Source organism: Hymenobacter cellulosivorans (assembly GCF_022919135.1).
Taxonomy (GTDB): Bacteria; Bacteroidota; Bacteroidia; order Cytophagales; family Hymenobacteraceae; genus Hymenobacter; species Hymenobacter cellulosivorans.
Map to the genome: position 1 here is coordinate 70,108 of NZ_CP095049.1, position 17,121 is coordinate 87,228.

Here is a 17,121-nt window from a genome sequence, read left to right on the forward strand (position 1 = left end):
CTCCTTGCAATGACCCGGGTTCTACCTGCGCACCTTAGAACTTCACGCCAACCGAGGCCAGGAAGTTGCGGGTGGCCTGGGGGAAGTAGAAGTTGAAGATCTGCGGGTTGCCGTCGGCACCGGGGTAGCCGTAGGTGTAGCCGTTGGCCACGTACTTGCGGTTGAGCACGTTGTTGACCAGCAGGCCCAGCTCGATTTCCTTCACAAATACCGGCCGGATGCTGTAGCGCACCCGGAAGTCCAGCACCTGATAAGGTGCGATGCGCTTGGCGGCACTGGCGGTGTTATCCAGAAACTGCTCACTGACGGTTTTGTAGAGCAACGCCAGGCGCAGGCCTTTGAGTGGCTGGCCTTCCAGCGTATGCGCCGACACCACCGAGGGCGAGTAGGAAATAGTTGTCGTGCGGGCCTCGGCGGCGGTTACGGGCAGGTAGTTGGCGTCGTAAATCACCTCCCGGAACCCCTGAATCCGGTTGCGACTGAGCGTGAGCGTAGAGCTGAGGCTGAGCTTATCGTTCATGGAGGCAAAGCCCGTCAGCTCCAGGCCGGTGCGGTAGCTGCGGTCCACGTTGGTGCGCAGGGCATTGCCCACCGAGTCGAGGCGGCCGGTGGCCACGAGCTGGTTGCGGTACTGCATGTAGAAGTAGTTGGCTTCCAGGCGCAGCGTCGTTTGGGGGCCCAGCAGGGTGCTGTTGGCGCGCGTGAGGCGGTAGCCGCCCTCAAAATCGTTGAGCCGCTCAGCCTGGGCGCGGGGCTGGCCGGCGGGCCGGTCGGTAAAGTCGGAGCGCACCGGCTCCCGCTGCCCGCGGGCGTAGCTGGCGTAGAGCTGCTGCCCTTCGGCCAGGGTAAAGGTGGCCCCGGCCTTGGGATTGACGAACAGGTACCGCTCGTGGGTTGTCACGTCACGGTTCTGCGCCTCCAACCCGTCGATGCCATACTTGATGCGGCGTACCTGTAAGTCGCCGTACACGCCTAGTTGGGGCAGCACCTGCCAGGTAGCCCGGGCGTAGGCGTTGAAGTCGGTTTTGCGGGCATCGTTGAAGTAATAGCGGTGGCGGATATTGCCGTTGGAAGCATACTGCGCCCAAATTACCTCGCCGTAATGGTCGTTGACAAACTGATTCCAGGCTCCACCCAAGGTGGCTTGCAGCTTATCGTTGTTGCGGGGCTGGTAGTTCAGGGCAAAGGTGCCGCCGTAGAAGTAGTTGTCGAGCCACTTCTGGTCAATCAGGTTAGTGCGCGTAAGCGTATCCCCACCAATTACTACGTTCTGCAGGTTATAGTCGGCGAATTTGCGACGCGCCCGGTAACTTTCGTAGTACCCAAAGCCGCGCGTCAGGTGCAGGGCGGCCCCCACATTCCAGTCTTGGCCCAGGCCCTGCGAAAGGTGGAGCTGGTAGTGGTTCTGCTGGTAGTTGTCGGTCTGGTTGTCGTAGGTGTAGTAGCTGTAGCGCCGGCCTTCCTGCAGGCCCCGGGCGGCATCGGCCTCGCTCAGCTCGCCGTTGTCGATAAACTGCTGGAGCAATTTCCGGTCACCGGTAATCAGCGGCTCGGGCACGCCGTTCCAGGCCTGGTAGGTTTTCTCCCGGCCCGAGAAGGTAATAAACTTGAGCAGCGTATTCTTGGCCTGGTAGCCCGCCGAGAGGTAGTACGACTTCAGGTCCGACGAGGCCCGGTTCAGGTAGCCGTCGGTGGCGATGCGCGAGAGGCGGCCGTCGATGGTGAAATGCTGGCCTAGCAGACCGGTGCCAAACTGCACGGTGTTTTTCCAGGTGTTGAAGGAGCCGAAGCTATTCTGGGTTTCCCCGTAGGCCTCGGTCCGGTTCTCCATCGTGGAGATGTTGATGCTGGCCCCGAAAGCCGCACCGCCGTTCTGGCTGGTGCCCACCCCGCGCTGCACCTGCAGGCTGCTGATGGACGAAGCCAGATCGGGCAGGTTCACCAGGAACGAGCCGTGCGACTCCGCATCGTTCAGCGGCACCCCGTTGATGGTCATGTTGATCCCCGTGTTGCTGGTGCCCCGGATACGGATGTCGGTGTAGCCCACGCCCGCTCCGGCATCGGAAGTTACCACTACCGAGGGCGTCTGGTCGAGCAGGTAGGGAATGTCCTGGCCGAAGTTGCGCTTGGCCAGGTCCTCCCGGCTCACGTTGGTATAGGCCGTGGCGGTGCGGTCGTTGGCCCGGCTGGCCGTTACCAGCGCCTCACCCGTCAGGATGCCGCCCGAACGTAGCCCCAGCGCCAAGCGCTGCTCCGTGGGCTGGCCCTGCACTGGCTGGCGCAAGGCGTCGTAGCCCAGAAAGGTAATACGCAGCTCATGGGAGCCGGCCGGCACAGCGGGTAAGGCAAACATACCGCTGGCATCCGTTACGCCCACTACTGCCCCGTCGAGCAGCACGGTGGCGCCGGGCAGGGCGGTGCCGGTGCGGGCATCGGTTATAGTGCCGGCCACGGGGCCCTGGGCCCAGGCAGCCCGGGGCGCGAGCAAGGGAAGCGCCAGCACGGCACCACCCAAAACCAATAAATTTTTCAAGGATTGGTAAAAGAAAAGTGGAACGGGCCCGGCGCCAGGGGTCGGCACAGCAGGTTTTCACGTTCGTGGATCGTTTGTTCCCTTCGCCGGCATTACCCGGGCAGGTTCAATGGGTATGATCTCAGCCCCACGGCAGCAAGCCGCTGGTAGGGCACCCCTAAAACTATGGTGCAAAGCTAGAGCCCCCGGCAAGGAGTTCCAAATCAGAAGATTTGCGCTTTACTTTCGCTTGACAATCAACTATATTAGGCTGGCTAACCAGTAGGCGGAAAAATTGTGGTATCCCAAAACATCCGCCCCGCCCGCCTCGTTAGCGTGATAAAGCCCGTCGGCTTCCCTTTGTTTGTTTCCGTCGTCTTTTAGCAGTTGCTGCCATGATCAGTCTTATCTACACGCTCGTGGTTGCCGTTTTGGCTTACTTCATTCTGGCCCCGCGCCAACGCTCCCAGCACCCACCCTACACCGACGGCGACGACGACGGCGGTGAGCCGCTCGACGACGGCCTGCCGGACCTCGACCTGCCGCCGGGCATCTCCCGGCCCATCAACGACTGGGAGCCCGACTACGGCCGGCCCAGCACGCCGGTGCGCCCCCTGGAAACAATTACCTTTTAGCGCGGCTTATACAGAATCAAAGCGGCCTTTTTGCCTTGCTGCTTCCGGCTAATCGTGGCTGATACCGGAAGCTGGCAGGCGAAAAGGCCGCTTTTTCGTGCTGTTACAAATAGGCCAGACTACAGTCCGACGCTCATACGCTGGTAGGGAATATCCCCCTTGTAAAACACGGGCTCCTCCCCCGTCATACCAAAGCGCCGGTAAAAGGCCGCCGCATCCTGACGGGCGTCGCACCACAACGCGCTGGCCCCGAGCTGCCGGGCTTCCTCGATGACGCGCTGCAATAGTTGGGAGCCGATGCCCTGCTTCTGCCACTCAGGCGCGGTGGCAAACTTGCGGAAGCGGGCCTGCTTTTCCTCCACAAACAGGGAAATAACCGATACCAATTCCTGCCCGCAGAAAGCGCCGAAGTGGTGGCCGGCGGCGTCATTTTCGACCTTAACATAGTCCAGGGGCTTATCCGGCCAGAGCACCGCGTGGCGCAGCACATACGTCTGCTCGGGGGTGATGCGGCGGATTTCTACGGGGATACGCATTCGTCCGGGCCTTAGGTAATGGCAATGGAATACTGGGCCGAGTACGTTTGGCCGGACGCCAGGCTCAGAATGCCTTCCTTATCGGCCAGCTCCACCGGAGCACCTACCGAGCCGGCAATACCCTGCCAGGGTTCCACGCACACGAACGGAGCGCCCTTTTCTTTCGTCCAGAGGCCTAAGAAGGGGAATCCGTCGAAGCGCAGGCGCACGGCCCGGTCGGAGGCGAAGCTGCGCAGCGTGACGTGGGTGAAGTCGAAGTGCTTAAATACTAAGGCATCCTGGGCAAACAGCTCGTAGGTTAGCGGCATTTCGGTTTCCTCGTGCAGCACAGGCGCGGTCTGTCCGCTGAGCAAGCCGCCCTGCAACAGGTGGCGGTCCAGGGTCACGGGGTGGTCGAAGTGGAAGAAGTAGTCCTCAAACTTCTCCTCCGGCATCAGCGGGCAGCGGAAGGCCGGGTGAGCCCCGATACTGAATAGCAGCTCCTGGGCCGAATCAGGGTTCTGCACGTGCCAGCCCACCGTGAGCTGCAACCCGCGCAACTGGTAGCTAATGCGCAACACGAACTCGAATGGGTACACGGCCCGACTGGCCTCATCGGCTTGCAGCTCAAAGGTCAGCTCCTCCGCAGTTTGCTCGACCAACGTAAACTCCCGGTCCCGGGCAAAGCCGTGCTGGGGCAAACTGTACTGCTGGCCCTGGTGCAGATACGTGTCCTCGGGCAGGCGGCCCACAATCGGGAAGAGTACCGGAGCGTGTCGGCCCCACACGGCCGGGTCAGCTTGCCAGAGGTATTCCAGGTTGGCAATTTCGGGCAGGTCTTTGCGCACCAGGCTGCTGAGCTCGGCGCCGGAGCTATTTACCGTAACGCGGCACTGGTCGTTTTCGAGCGTGTAGTTCATGAATCGGGCTGGTTAATCAAGCTTACGGTAACCCAGTACGAGCCGAAGCCGGTTTGGGGTCGGCCAGCAGGGCATCCACGAAAAAGCAAGCCTGTTCTAGCCGCTGCTCGGGCGTACCACTGATTTCGGCGTAGTTCGACATGCGGCTGTTGAGCTCGGCCTGATAAATTGAGTAGAAGTACTGCCGGTGGTGCGGATGCTCCCGTAGCGGATCGGCTTCCCAGGGAATGTCCACGCCCAGCAAGAGTACCAGGTCGTAGCGCTGCTGCTCGATGCGCTGCTTAACCCACTCCGGGCACTGCCCAAACGCGTGCTCCGACCAGACCTTGATGACCAGCAAATCCGTGTCGCAGAACATCACGCGGTTCGCCTGGGCCGCCGCGGCTTCCTCAGCGGCCACCTGCCCGCGGGCAATGATTTCCAGATCTTCGAGCGTGTAGCTAGGGCCGTGCGTTTCCAGGTACTCGCGGGCGTATTCCGGGGCCCAGGTAGTGTGGTAATAGTCGGCCAGCTGGCGGCTGAGCGTAGTTTTGCCCGTCGATTCGGGGCCGGTGAGAGCTACGCGCAGCATCAGACAACGGGGGTTTCGGTGGCGGCTGCTGCGCGGGCGGCCCGGCGCCACTCCACGTAGCCATAGGCGGCCAGAATCAGGTAAACGGCGTACAGCCCGCTGGTCGGGTAGAGCTGCTTATACCACAGAATCGGCACGTAAATCAGGTCGACCACAATCCAGATCAGCCAGTTTTCGAGCCGCTTACGGGTCAGCAGATACTGGGCGGCCAAGCTGCCAGCGGTGGTAAAACTGTCCCAGTGCGGCACGGCCGCGTCGGTGTGGTGCTGCAGGTAGTAGCCGAAGCCCAGGGTAAAAACGACCACGCCGACTACCACCACCACCCACTCCCAGGGCCGGGTGCGCGTCACGACCAGGGCCGTGTCTTGCTTGCCGCCGTGCAGCCACTCGTACCAGCCGTAAATACTCATCAGGATGAAGAAGCCCTGCAGAATACTATCGGAATAAAGCTTGCCGCGGAAATACACCACGGCGAAGAGCAGGCAGCTGAAAATGGCCACCGGGAAGTTCCAGAGCGACTCGCGGGCCGCCAGCCACACGCAGGCAAATCCGGTAATGACGGCCACCCATTCCAGCGGCGAGTTGCCCGCGGCAGAAGTCCAGAACTCGTAGAGGGAATGTAGCAAAGAGCAGAAACGTTGACGGCAAATTCAGGTTTAATCCGGACCCGCGGGCCTGGCAGAGGCCAAAGCTAACCAGTCACCCGCTAATTTTACGGGCTCCTCTCACTTTTGCCGGCCGAAACTATGCTCCCCGAAATTACCCCCGAAGATCTGCACGCCCGCCTGCAGCAAGGCCAGGCCCTGCACCTGCTCGACGTCCGGGAGCCCATGGAATTCGAGTACTGCCAGATTTCAGGCAGCCAGCTCCTGCCGCTGGGCGAACTTGTCCGGCGCTGGGAAGAGGTGCCCACCGACCAGCCCGTGGTGCTGATTTGTCACCACGGCGTCCGTTCGGCCCAGGCTTTGTCGTTTTTGCAGCACCGTCACGGCCTGACCAATCTGCTCAACCTGCGCGGCGGCATTCACGCCTGGTCCGTGCGCGTCGACCCCACGGTGCCGGTGTATTGATTTTAGTGAACTAGTGAGATGGTGAAATGGTGAGGGCCGTCCACAATATCAAAACAGCAAACTCACCATTTCACCATCTCACTAGTTCCCCGTTTGCGCCTGCCCGACCTCCCCATATGCGCGGCTCTGCCTGAGCTGCTGACCACGCTGGCCGCCACCAACTGCGCCGTGCTGCAGGCCCCGCCCGGGGCTGGCAAAACCACCGTGGTGCCTCTGGCCCTGCTCGAAGCCGACTGGATGCCGCCCACCGGCCGCATCATCGTGCTGGAACCGCGCCGCCTGGCGGCCCGCGCGGCTGCTGCCCGCATGGCCAGCATTTTGGGGGAGCCGGTAGGCCAAACGGTGGGCTACCGGGTGCGCCTGGAAAGCCGGGTTTCGGCCCAGACCCGCATTGAAGTCGCCACTGAGGTTATCCTGACCCGGATGCTGCAGGACGACCCCGCCCTGGAAGGCGTAGCGGCCGTGCTCTTCGACGAATTTCATGAGCGGAGCCTGCAAGCCGACCTGGGCCTGGCCCTGGCCCTCGACGCCCAGGCCGTGCTCCGCCCCGATTTGCGCCTGCTCATCATGAGTGCCACGCTGGAAGCCGAGCGGCTGGGCAACTGGCTCAAAGCGCCCGTCGTGCGTAGCGCGGGTTTGCAGCACCCGGTAGGCACGCACTACCTGCCACCCGCCCGGGTAGCGGCAGCCGGTAGCCGGCCCTACGAGCGGCTGGCCGACTTGACCCCAGCCCTGGTGCGGGAAGCCCTGAGCAAACATGCCGAGGGCGACGTGCTGGTGTTTCTGCCCGGCCTAGCCGACCAGCGCCGTACCGCCGACAAACTAGCCGGAGCCGTAGCACCATCCATTGATATTCACGTGCTGCACGGCGAGCTGCCGGCCGAACAGCAGGACGCAGCCCTGCGCCCCGCCCCGCAAGGCCGCCGCAAAGTGGTACTGGCCACCAGCATTGCCGAAACCAGCCTGACTATCGAGGGCGTGCAGATTGTGGTGGATGGCGGCTACGCCCGGGTGCCACAGTTTGAGCCCCGCACTGGCCTGACCACCCTAGCCACGGTACCCGTGAGCCAGGCCGCCGCCGACCAGCGCCGAGGCCGGGCGGGCCGCCTGGGTCCGGGCACCTGCTACCGCCTCTGGACCGAAGCCGAACACGCTCAGCGTCCCCACCACCTGCCGCCCGAAATCCTGACGGCCGACCTCAGCGGCTTGGCCCTCGAATTGGCTTTGTGGGGCACCCAGGACCCGGCTACACTGCGCTGGCTCGATGCCCCACCCGCCGCCGCCCTGGCTCAGGCCCGGGACTTGCTCGTGCGGCTCGGAGCTTTGACAACAGAAGGCCAGCCCACACCCCACGGCCGCACGCTGGCGGGCCTGGGCTTGATTCCGCGCCTGGGCCATCTAGTCATTCGGGGTAAAGAAGTGGGTCACGGCGCTACGGCCTGCGCTTTGGCGGCCCTACTGACCGAGCGTGACATCCTACGCCTTGCCGATGGCACCCCAGCCCCGCCCGATTTGCGCCTGCGCCTGGAAGCTCTTAGCACCGGCCGCGCCCCGCTACCTGGCCTCTCGCCCGATGCCGGTGCCGTACGCCGTGTACGTGAAGCCGCCGCCGTGCTCCGCAACCGGGCCCATGTCCGCGACACGGCTTTGGACGCCGACGTGGCTGGGCTACTGGCCGGCCTAGCGTACCCCGACCGGCTGGCCCAGCGCGAAACGCCCGAGCGGGTGCGCCTCATTACCGGGCAGCGCGCCGCCCTGCCAGCCGAGCATTTTAGTCCGGGCACTACCTATTTTGGCGTGGCTCACCTGGATGGTCCGCCCCACGCCCCGCGGGCGGCCCTGGCCGCACCCATCGAGCGGGAGGAGCTGGAGCAGCATTTCCGGGACCTCATCGAAACCATGGAAGAAGTACGCTGGGATGCCGCGGCCGGGCGCGTTATGGCCCGTCGCATCCGCCGCCTCGGGGCCATTACCCTGGCCGAAACGGCCTTGCCCCAACCAACTCCCGAAGCCGTAGCCACAGCCTTGCTCGACGGGTTGCGCCAGGGTGGCATAGCCCGCCTGCCCTGGACCGACGAAGCCCAGCACACCCGGGAGCGGCTAGCCTTTGCCCACCACCTTTCCCCGACCGAGTGGCCCGATGTGTCGGATGAGGCCTTGCTGGCAGCATTGTCCGACTGGCTGGGCCCTTACCTGGACGGGGTGCGCACCATGGCCGAGGTCAACCGCCTGCCACTTGGTGAGGCGTTGCTCAACTGGCTGCCCGGCGGCTGGGCCCAACAGCAGGACTTAAATCGGCTAGCGCCAGCTCATTGCACCGTACCCAGCGGCTCAAATATTACGCTGGACTACTCCAACCCCGAGGCGCCCGTGCTAGCCGTACGTCTGCAGGAAGTATTTGGCCTGCTCGATACACCCACCGTTGGACAGGGTCGGGTGCCGCTGACGATGCACCTGTTGTCGCCGGCCCGGCGGCCGGTGCAAGTCACACGCGACCTGCGCAGCTTCTGGACCACGGGCTACTTCGAGGTGCGCAAAGATCTGCGCGGGCGCTACCCCAAGCACCATTGGCCCGACAACCCGTTGGAAGCTCCGGCTACCCGCGGCACGAAGAAGCGGCCCGGTTAAAGTCCAACTGCTTCCTGTAGTCTAAGCTTGGCGGAGCAGAGCTCGACAAGTCCATCACAGAGTTCATCCCTAGGTTAACAGCGCCAGACAGAGTCCTTAAGCTTAATTCCCGTCCTTTCAGCCTCAATTTCCAAAGGCCAATGTTATCATTTGCTATTTAGGCTTAAATACAATCGTAACAATTTGGTAATACGGGTAACAATTGCGTAACATTAGCTTATGCTTGTTACCTGTACTCGTAGTTTGTTTTTGACTGTCCTGCTACTGCTGGGGGCCCTGGGGGGGTGGGCACAAAGCTCGACGCTGGGCAAAAGCCGGCCCCTGACCAGTGCTCTTTGGCTGAACCTAAGCAGCGATGCCCGCCTCACGGACCGTTGGGGCAGTCACCTTGAAGCGCAGTGGCGGCAGGCGAAAGGCGTTGGGACCCCGCACCAAAACGTGTTGCGGCTGGGTGTTACCTACCACGCCACGGCGGCACTGCAGCTCTCCTCTGGCTACGCCCTGCTGCTTACTACTGACAACAACGACGTTCCAACCGCCACTTTGTTGCCCGAGCACCGGGTTTACCAGCAGTTACTGCTGAATGACTTGCAGGACCGCCTGCAGCTTCAGCACCGTTACCGCCTGGAGCAGCGCTGGGTGCAGCTGGCCGATGGGGCCGCACCGGTATATGTCAACCGGATCCGTTATCAACTGCGGATGCTTTACCCGCTGTCGGGGCCCGTACTCACGTCCAGCGGGGCCTACATCGTCGCGGCCAATGAGCTGTTTTTGGGCTTTGGCCGCAACGTGGAACACGGCATTTTCGACCAGAACCGGGCGTATGCCGCACTTGGCTATCAGGTGATGAAGTCGCTGGCGCTGGAACTCGGCTACCAGAACCAGCTTGCCTCTTCCGCTAGCATCGGCCGCTTTGGTAATACTCATTCAGTGCAGGTAGGCTTGAAATTCAACCCGGATTTCCGGCCCCTGGCCTTGGTGGCGGCGGCTAAAGAGGCTGAGGCAAAGTAAGGCCATAAGCTAAAAGTCAGGGGTTATAAAACCTTAACACCGACTTACCCGATTTTTCGTCGTAGTTTTACCCGGCAATAAGCGGTACCTAATCATCTTATTGCCATGGCCAACGCGCTGCCCAAAATTGCCTTCGAGGCCCTTACCTACGACGACGTCCTGCTATTACCTGCCTATTCGGAGGTATTGCCCCGCGACGCGGACCCCAGCTCCCAGCTTACCCGCAACATCCGCCTGAAGCTGCCGTTCGTCTCGGCCGCCATGGATACCGTGACCGAAGCCGAAATGGCCATTGCCATGGCCCAGGAAGGCGGTATCGGCATCATTCACAAGAACATGAGCATCAAGGCCCAGGCCGAACTGGTGCGGCGCGTGAAACGCTCGGAAAGCGGGATGATCCTGGATCCGTTTACCCTGGAAGAAACCGCCTCCCTCGGCGACGCCAAGCGCCTGATGCGCGACAATAAAATCGGCGGTATTCCGATTGTAGACGGCCAGCGCCGCCTCAAGGGAATTCTGACCAACCGCGACCTGCGCTTCGAGAAAGACATGGACCGCTCGGTTTCGGAGGTGATGACCAAGGACAAGCTGGTAACGGCCACGGCCGGCACCGAACTGGCCCACGCCGAAGAGATTCTGCAAGATTCAAAAGTAGAAAAGCTGCCCGTAGTCGACACCGAAGGCCGCCTGGTGGGCCTCATCACCTACCGCGATATCCGGAAGCGCCGCCGCAGCCCCAACGCCTGCAAAGACGAATTCGGCCGCCTGCGCGTCGGGGCCGCCGTCGGCGTAACCCCCGATTTGCTGGACCGCGTTGCCGCCCTGGTAGAAGCCGGCGTCGATGTAGTAAGCGTCGATACGGCTCATGGCCACAGCAAAGGTGTGCTTGATGCGGTGCGTAGCATTAAGAATAAATTTCCCAAGCTGGAGGTAATTGCCGGCAACGTAGCTACCGCCGAAGGGGCCCGCGCCCTGGCCGATGCCGGTGCCGACGCTGTGAAAGTAGGCGTAGGTCCGGGCTCCATCTGCACCACTCGTATCATTGCCGGTATTGGCGTACCCCAGCTTTCGGCCGTGATGGAAGCAGCCCGCGGCCTGGAAGGTACCGGCGTACCGCTCATTGCCGACGGTGGCGTAAAATTCAGCGGCGACGCGGTAAAAGCCCTGGCGGGCGGAGCCTCTACCATCATGGTGGGCTCGCTGCTGGCCGGCACCGAGGAAGCGCCCGGTGAAGTAACGCTTTACGAGGGCCGCAAGTACAAGTCGTACCGCGGTATGGGCTCGGTGGAAGCCATGGAGGAAGGCTCCAAGGACCGATACTTCCAGGATGCCGAAGACGACGTGAAAAAGCTGGTACCGGAAGGCATTGTGGGCCGGGTGCCGTTCAAGGGCGGGGCCGGGGAGGTGCTTTACCAGCTGGCCGGCGGTTTGCGGGCCGGCATGGGGTATTGTGGAGCCGCTACTATCGAAGACCTGCAGCAAGCTCAGATGGTGCGTATTACCGGAGCTGGCTTGCGTGAAAGTCACCCCCACGATGTGCAGATAACCCGCGAAGCGCCCAACTACAGCAGCCGCTAACCTTTCCGGCAGAATATTGTATAAGAGGCCAATTGTCCTACTGGGCAGTTGGCCTCTTTTTTCGCAATTTCGTACCGGTACCGTGCCCATGGCCGGGCATTCCGGCTTATTTGCGAATCAGGCTGTATCTTGCGCCTATATCCCGGTGGGGTTTCTTTCGCGCCGCCGTTAGTATTTTACTCATTTTCATGCCCTTCCGACAGAAGCTGAAAGCTATTGTATTGCCCTTCACCGTGCTGAGCTGGCTGATACTGCTTATCAGTACGCTGGTGCACGCCAGTCCGGAAGCAGCAGACCTTTTCGGCTTTTTCCCGCGATGGGTTACGCTGCTGGCGCAGGCTGCTTTCGTGGCCGGCGTGTTTGTGTACCAGCGCAGCCGTCCGGATCCCTTGCGCGGCACCGACTTTGTGGGCTTGCTACGGCGCTTGGTGCTGGGCCCGGGTCTACTGGCGACGGTGTGCGTGGTGTTGCATCTGCTGGAGCGGTTTATCCAGTATGAGCGGCCCAGTGCCGACCGGCTGCTTTTTGCCAGCGTTTACACCATTAACCTGGCACTGTTCGTCATTTTTCTGGCGTATACTAATTATTGCTGGCGCTCCTTGGTGCTGTTCCGCTCCTCGGCCCGCCTGCGCCATTCCTGGCTGTGGTTTGAGCTGCTGCTCGGCGGCACGTTGCTGTTCCGCCTGTTTTCCTGGACTCCACCTTTGCCAGCCGCCTACTTTATTCTGGGTGGCCTGGCCGTATACGGGGTGTATCTGAGTGGCAATCAGAAGTGGGTGGCGTATCTGAATCGTCGCCAGAAGTGGGAAGTAGTGTTTCTGCAGTTGGCCTTGCTGCTGTGCCTGGGCATTTTCACGATGTACTTCCTGCGCATCGCCCAGGACTCCAAGATCGTGGCACCCGAACCTCAGCACGCTTTTCTGCTGCTTACCGTCTTCTTTGCCGGGTTCTATTCCCTGACCGGCCTGCTGGTAACGTTCTTCAACTTGCCCACGGCGGGCGTATTTGAGCAGAAGCGCGACGAAATCCTGAGCCTGCAGCGCCTTACCCAGCTCATTCAGAAAGGTCAAACCGAGCAAGAAGTCTACCAGATGCTGTTTGAGGCCGCTATTCAGACGGTAGGGGCCGATGCCGCTTGGCTCGATGTGGAAAACGACGGACAGCTACAGGTAGGCCAGCGTTATCAGATTAGTGAGGAGCACGTAGCGGCCATCCGTACCCTGCTCACCGACTACAACCTGGGTCAGATTGAGTACCTCAACAACGATTTGGCCAATAGCAGCGGCTTCCGTGGCCTGGAGCTGCCTTACGGCTCCCTGATTGTGATGCCGATGCGCTCGGCCAAACGCCATTACGGGGCCCTCTACATGCTCAAGGAGCAGCGCCAAAGCTTTGACCGCGAAAACCTGGGCATCCTGCAAACTTTCACCAGCCAAACGGTACTCAGCATCGAGAACTTGCAGCTGGTGGCCGCTTCCCTACAGAACGAGCGGGTAAAGGAAGAGCTCAAAATTGCCTCCTCGGTGCAGGACAGCCTGATTCCTAAGGACCTGCCCATCGACAACTGGTTTGAAATCGGCTCCCACGCATTGGCGGCCAAGGAAGTGGGCGGCGACTTCTACGACTTCCTGCACCTACCCGGCAAGCGCCTCGCCATTCTCATCGGCGACGTATCGGGCAAGGGCATTACGGCGGCCTTCCACATGGCCCAGATGAAGGGTATTTTCCACGCGCTGATGCAGGAAAACCCCTTGGCCAAGGATGACCGGGAGAAGTTTCCGGTGCCCAGCAAGTTCATGTCGATGGCCAACCGGGCGCTGACCCACTGCTTGGAAAAGTCGTCGTTCATCACAGCCTCGCTCTACATCATTGACTATGAGCATGGAGGCTTCGTCTTTGCCCGGGCCGGCCACTGCCACACGCTGTACTACCACTCCATCAAGGAGGAAGTATCGTACTTCCACACCGCGGGCCTGGGACTGGGCATTATCCGGAACGACTCGTACGAAAAGCACATTAAAAACCAGTTCTACGACTACAATCCCGGCGACGTGATGGTCATTTATACCGATGGTATCGTAGAAGCACGGGGAGCCAACCAGGAGGAATACGGCGAAGAGCGGCTCAAGCAGCAACTCGAACACACGTACTACCTGGAGGCCAACGAAATCAAACAGCATATTCTGGACGACCTCAACGAGTTCAGCAAGGGCCAGCCCATGCACGACGACCAGACGCTACTGGTTATCAAGTTTAAGGCAGCTCAACCAGAAGCAACAATCTAACGTACAGTGGAGGCATGAAAATTAATCAACACACTACCGAGAATACCCTCACGCTCAGCCTCGACGGAGAACTAGATGCCAGCTCTTCCGTCTTGCTCGATACGGAACTGACCAAGCCCGAAGTACTCGACTATAAAAAGGTGCTCATTGATTGTCAGCGCCTCAACTATATTTCGTCAGCGGGTCTGGGGGTATTTATTTCCCACTTGCAGCGTTTTCAGGATGCCAACGTGAAGTTGGTATTCTTCAACATGCAGGAAAAAGTCCACAACGTTTTCGAAATTCTGGGCTTGGACGCTTTGATGACTATTGTGCCTTCCGAGGCCGAAGCCACCGCCATTTAAGCTTCAAGGGGTACAGGAGGGAATGAAAAACGCAATCCGCATCAGTTGTAGCCGCCACAACCTCAAGGTGGTGCGCGATTTTGTAAGCAGCTATCTGGCTGCTTACGGCCTGTCGGACTTGCAGCTTAACCAGATCATTCTGGCCGTCGATGAAGTAGTGGCCAACCTGATTATTCATGCCAACCACGAAGACGAATCCCAGTTCCTGGACCTGCGCATAACGATAGAGCATCAGGTCTTCGAAATCGAAATTGAAGACGACAGCAACTCGTCCTACCAGCCTTCCTTGTACAAGGAGCCAGATTTGCAGGAGCACATCCGCATCGGGAAAAAAGGCGGTGTGGGCATGACACTGGTGAACCGCATCATGGACCGCGTCGAGTTTACCACCACCGGTACCCACAATGTGTGTCGCCTCTACAAACGCCTTGGGTAAGCCCCAAACCCAATCGAAAAAGCCCTTCCCATCGGAAGGGCTTTTTTTATGCCCACAGCCGACTTAGCTTGGCAGCGGCGGGCCGAAAAAAATGCGTAAAATTGCGTCAGTCAGCCTTCCATCCTACCGAGTTTCGATGGCTGTACGCTTTGTAGTATCTTACTTATTGTATGCACAAACGCATTTTGTACGCCGGCCCGCTGGCCGCTGCACTGCTGGCCGCTGGCTGCCAGACTACCAAATCAGTTACCACCGCCAAACAACCCGTTATCGAAACGCTCGGCACCCACGAGGTGCCCGCTGGGGAGTTTGCCTATGTGTATCGCAAGAACAACGGTACCGCGCCCGAGTTTGGCACCCGGGCCAGCGTCCAGGAATACCTGGACCTGTACACCAACTTCAAGCTTAAAGTGCTGGAAGCTGAGCAGCGCGGCCTCGACACCACCCAGGCTTTTAAGCGCGAGTTGGAAGGCTATAAGCAGCAGCTAGCTCAGCCCTACCTAACGGAAAAAAGCGTTACTGACCAGCTGGTGCGCGAAGCCTACGACCGGATGAGCAAAGAGGTAAGCGCTTCTCACATCCTGATTCGCCTGGCTCCCGACGCGGCTCCAGCCGATACGCTGACGGCCTACAACAAGATCATGGCCCTACGCCAGCGCGTGACCGGTGGCGAGGACTTCAACCAGGTTGCAGCCCAGACGTCGGAAGACCCTTCGGCCCGCGATAATGGCGGCAAACTGGGTTATTTCACGGCTATGCAGATGGTGTACCCGTTTGAGTCGGCCGCGTACCGCACCAAGGTGGGCGAAGTATCGCAGCCGGTGCGCACCCGCTTTGGCTACCACATCATCAAGGTGAATGATGTGCGCACGGCCCAGGGCGAAATCAAAGTGGCCCACCTCATGATTCGGGCTACGCCCAACATGCCCAAAGCCGACTCGGTGACGGCCAAGAAGAAAATCGACGAAATCTACAGCCGCCTGCAGCGTAAGGAGCCCTGGGACAAGTTGGTAGCCCAGTTTTCGGAAGATGCCGGCTCGGCGGCCAATGGTGGCGAGCTGCCACCCTTCGGCACCGGCCGCATGATTCCGTCTTTTGAGGAAGCCGCTTTCCGCCTCAAGAACTCCGGCGATTTGTCGGTGCCCGTGCAGACGCCCTACGGCTGGCACATCATCAAGCTGATTGAGAAGCAGCCCGTGCCCAAGTTCGAGGACATGGAGGCGTCGCTGAAAAGCAAGGTGTCGAAAGACTCCCGCTCGGAGCTCAACCGCGCCGCTTTCCTGAAGCGGATTCGGACCGAAAACCAGTTTACCGAGAATAAAGCCAGTAAGGATTTTGTGTTTGCCAAGGCCGATACGTCCCTGGTTAACGGCCGCTTCAAATACACAGCTCCGGCTGCACCAGCCAAGGCCAGCAAGACCGTAGGCGACAACACGCCACTGTTTACCATCAAGGGCAAGCCATATCTGGCCAAGGATTTCCTGACGTACGTGCAGCAAAACCAGCGCGCCAAGGCCGGAGCTGACCCCAAGTTCAGCATGCAGCAGCTCTACGACCAGTACGTCGACCAGACGCTGACCGACTTTGAAAAGGCTAACCTGGAAACCAAGTACGAAGACTACCGCATGCTCGTGAAAGAGTACCGCGACGGTATTCTGCTGTTCCAGCTCATGGACGAAAAGGTGTGGTCAAAGGCCATTGAGGACTCGGTAGGGTTGCAGAAGTTCTTTACTGAGAACCAGAGCAAGTACCAGTGGGAGCCCCGCGTGCAGGGTACCGTTATCAGCGCGGCCACGCCCGAGCTGCTCAAGCAAGCCCAGGCGCAGCTGAAGTCCGGCCGCTACGAAGTAAAGCGCGTAGTGCCCCAAACGGTAAGCTTCCTGCCCGGTAAAGTGACCATGCCCAAGGCGGCCCTGCTTAATCTGGAACGCCTGGCCAACCGCCTGGCCACTGACACGACCCTGACTCTTACAGTTACGGGTCACCCCAAGCGCGGGGAAGCCGCTAGCCTGGCAACCTCACGTGCGGCCAAAGTAAAATCGTATCTGGTAGCCAAAGGGGCCTTGGCACGGCGCATCACGACGGTGCCCAGCAAGACCGCTACTGCCGATGGCGCCGCCGTACTGGCCCTGACCAGCACCAACCCCACGGCTCTGGAGGAAAGCCTCAATGAGCAGAACCCGCTGGCCGTGCAGATTCAGCAGCGCAGCTTCCAGAAAGGCGACAACAAGGTGGTGGATGAGCTCCTGAGCAAAGGCCCCGGCACTTACAGCGTTAACAAAGACGGGCGCTACTACGCCGTAACTATCGATAAGGTGCTACCCGCTGGTCCCAAAACGCTGGCCGAAGCCCGTGGCCAAGCTACTTCCGATTACCAGAACTTCCTGGAAAAGCAGTGGATTTCGCAGCTGCGTGAGCAGTACCCGGTGAAAGTCAACCAGCCCGAAGTCGACAAGCTGGTTACTAAATAGGGCGCCTGGTTTTCCGGCGCTACTCGTTACAGAAGCCTCGGTTGTTGCCGGGGCTTCTTTTTTACCGGCCCTGCTCATGCAACGCCCCGGCCCCCGCCGGACTCCTTAGGCTACTTTCCGGCCCGTAAGACTACCTAAACCGTTG

14 protein-coding genes and 1 riboswitch are annotated in these 17,121 nt (G+C 60.4%); of the genes, 9 read left to right on the forward strand and 5 right to left on the reverse strand.

Annotated features, from left to right (window positions below; translation table 11 throughout):
- Positions 1-34: 34 nt before the first annotated feature.
- Entirely contained in the window at positions 35-2,533 is a 2,499-nt protein-coding gene (locus tag MUN80_RS00345) for a TonB-dependent receptor (RefSeq protein ID WP_244718174.1), read from the reverse strand.
- A 60-nt stretch (positions 2,534-2,593) separates the two neighbouring features.
- Positions 2,594-2,702, reverse strand: a riboswitch (TPP riboswitch).
- 205 nt (positions 2,703-2,907) lie between these two features.
- Here MUN80_RS00345 and MUN80_RS00350 point away from each other — a divergent pair.
- Entirely contained in the window at positions 2,908-3,147 is a 240-nt protein-coding gene (locus MUN80_RS00350; protein WP_244718177.1) for a hypothetical protein, read from the forward strand.
- Between the two features lie 119 nt (positions 3,148-3,266).
- Here MUN80_RS00350 and MUN80_RS00355 read toward each other — a convergent pair whose 3' ends face one another.
- Genes MUN80_RS00355 through pnuC form a run of 4 tightly spaced genes read right to left on the reverse strand, consistent with a single transcriptional unit; the run spans position 3,267 to position 5,779 of the window.
- Entirely contained in the window at positions 3,267-3,683 is a 417-nt protein-coding gene (locus tag MUN80_RS00355; protein ID WP_244718180.1) for a GNAT family N-acetyltransferase, read from the reverse strand.
- 11 nt (positions 3,684-3,694) lie between these two features.
- On the reverse strand, positions 3,695-4,582 hold the full coding sequence (locus tag MUN80_RS00360) for an aldose 1-epimerase family protein (RefSeq protein ID WP_244718182.1): 888 nt from the start codon (positions 4,580-4,582) through the stop codon (positions 3,695-3,697).
- 22 nt (positions 4,583-4,604) lie between these two features.
- Complete coding sequence (locus MUN80_RS00365) at positions 4,605-5,153, reverse strand: AAA family ATPase (protein ID WP_244718185.1); 549 nt, start codon at positions 5,151-5,153, stop codon at positions 4,605-4,607.
- A complete protein-coding gene (gene pnuC, locus MUN80_RS00370) occupies positions 5,153-5,779 on the reverse strand; it encodes a nicotinamide riboside transporter PnuC (protein WP_244718188.1) in 627 nt (208 codons plus the stop codon). The genes MUN80_RS00365 and pnuC overlap by 1 nt, the downstream gene beginning before the upstream one ends.
- 120 nt (positions 5,780-5,899) lie before the next feature.
- Between pnuC and MUN80_RS00375 the strand changes: the two genes are divergently transcribed.
- From MUN80_RS00375 to MUN80_RS00410, 8 genes are all read left to right on the forward strand, one after another.
- Entirely contained in the window at positions 5,900-6,223 is a 324-nt protein-coding gene (locus MUN80_RS00375) for a rhodanese-like domain-containing protein (RefSeq protein WP_244718191.1), read from the forward strand.
- Positions 6,224-6,316: 93 nt separating this feature from the next.
- Positions 6,317-8,851: an ATP-dependent helicase HrpB gene (gene hrpB, locus MUN80_RS00380; RefSeq protein WP_244718194.1), complete on the forward strand. Its 2,535-nt coding sequence runs from the start codon at positions 6,317-6,319 to the stop codon at positions 8,849-8,851.
- Positions 8,852-9,094: 243 nt separating this feature from the next.
- Entirely contained in the window at positions 9,095-9,862 is a 768-nt protein-coding gene (locus tag MUN80_RS00385; protein WP_244718197.1) for a DUF2490 domain-containing protein, read from the forward strand.
- A gap of 105 nt (positions 9,863-9,967) precedes the next feature.
- The gene (gene guaB / locus MUN80_RS00390; protein WP_244718200.1) at positions 9,968-11,440 is read left to right on the forward strand and encodes an IMP dehydrogenase; all 1,473 of its coding nucleotides are present in this window, start codon (positions 9,968-9,970) and stop codon (positions 11,438-11,440) included.
- Between the two features lie 188 nt (positions 11,441-11,628).
- The gene (locus MUN80_RS00395) at positions 11,629-13,725 is read left to right on the forward strand and encodes a PP2C family protein-serine/threonine phosphatase (protein ID WP_244718203.1); all 2,097 of its coding nucleotides are present in this window, start codon (positions 11,629-11,631) and stop codon (positions 13,723-13,725) included.
- 14 nt (positions 13,726-13,739) lie between these two features.
- Complete coding sequence (locus MUN80_RS00400) at positions 13,740-14,069, forward strand: STAS domain-containing protein (protein WP_244718206.1); 330 nt, start codon at positions 13,740-13,742, stop codon at positions 14,067-14,069.
- 22 nt (positions 14,070-14,091) lie between these two features.
- On the forward strand, positions 14,092-14,505 hold the full coding sequence (locus MUN80_RS00405; protein WP_244718209.1) for an ATP-binding protein: 414 nt from the start codon (positions 14,092-14,094) through the stop codon (positions 14,503-14,505).
- 170 nt (positions 14,506-14,675) lie between these two features.
- Positions 14,676-16,976 (forward strand): peptidylprolyl isomerase, encoded by a 2,301-nt coding sequence (locus tag MUN80_RS00410; RefSeq protein WP_244718212.1) that lies wholly within the window; start codon positions 14,676-14,678, stop codon positions 16,974-16,976.
- Positions 16,977-17,121 lie beyond the last annotated feature (145 nt).

Excerpts from the sequence above, each read along its gene's own strand:
- MUN80_RS00350 (WP_244718177.1), top strand. The coding sequence starts at position 2,908 with ATGATCAGTCTTATCTACACGCTCGTGGTTGCCGTTTTGGCTTACTTC.
- MUN80_RS00355 (WP_244718180.1), bottom strand. The coding sequence starts at position 3,683 with ATGCGTATCCCCGTAGAAATCCGCCGCATCACCCCCGAGCAGACGTAT.
- MUN80_RS00360 (WP_244718182.1), bottom strand. The coding sequence starts at position 4,582 with ATGAACTACACGCTCGAAAACGACCAGTGCCGCGTTACGGTAAATAGC.
- MUN80_RS00365 (WP_244718185.1), bottom strand. The coding sequence starts at position 5,153 with ATGCTGCGCGTAGCTCTCACCGGCCCCGAATCGACGGGCAAAACTACG.
- MUN80_RS00375 (WP_244718191.1), top strand. The coding sequence starts at position 5,900 with ATGCTCCCCGAAATTACCCCCGAAGATCTGCACGCCCGCCTGCAGCAA.
- guaB (WP_244718200.1), top strand. The coding sequence starts at position 9,968 with ATGGCCAACGCGCTGCCCAAAATTGCCTTCGAGGCCCTTACCTACGAC.
- MUN80_RS00395 (WP_244718203.1), top strand. The coding sequence starts at position 11,629 with ATGCCCTTCCGACAGAAGCTGAAAGCTATTGTATTGCCCTTCACCGTG.
- MUN80_RS00400 (WP_244718206.1), top strand. The coding sequence starts at position 13,740 with ATGAAAATTAATCAACACACTACCGAGAATACCCTCACGCTCAGCCTC.
- MUN80_RS00405 (WP_244718209.1), top strand. The coding sequence starts at position 14,092 with ATGAAAAACGCAATCCGCATCAGTTGTAGCCGCCACAACCTCAAGGTG.
- MUN80_RS00410 (WP_244718212.1), top strand. The coding sequence starts at position 14,676 with ATGCACAAACGCATTTTGTACGCCGGCCCGCTGGCCGCTGCACTGCTG.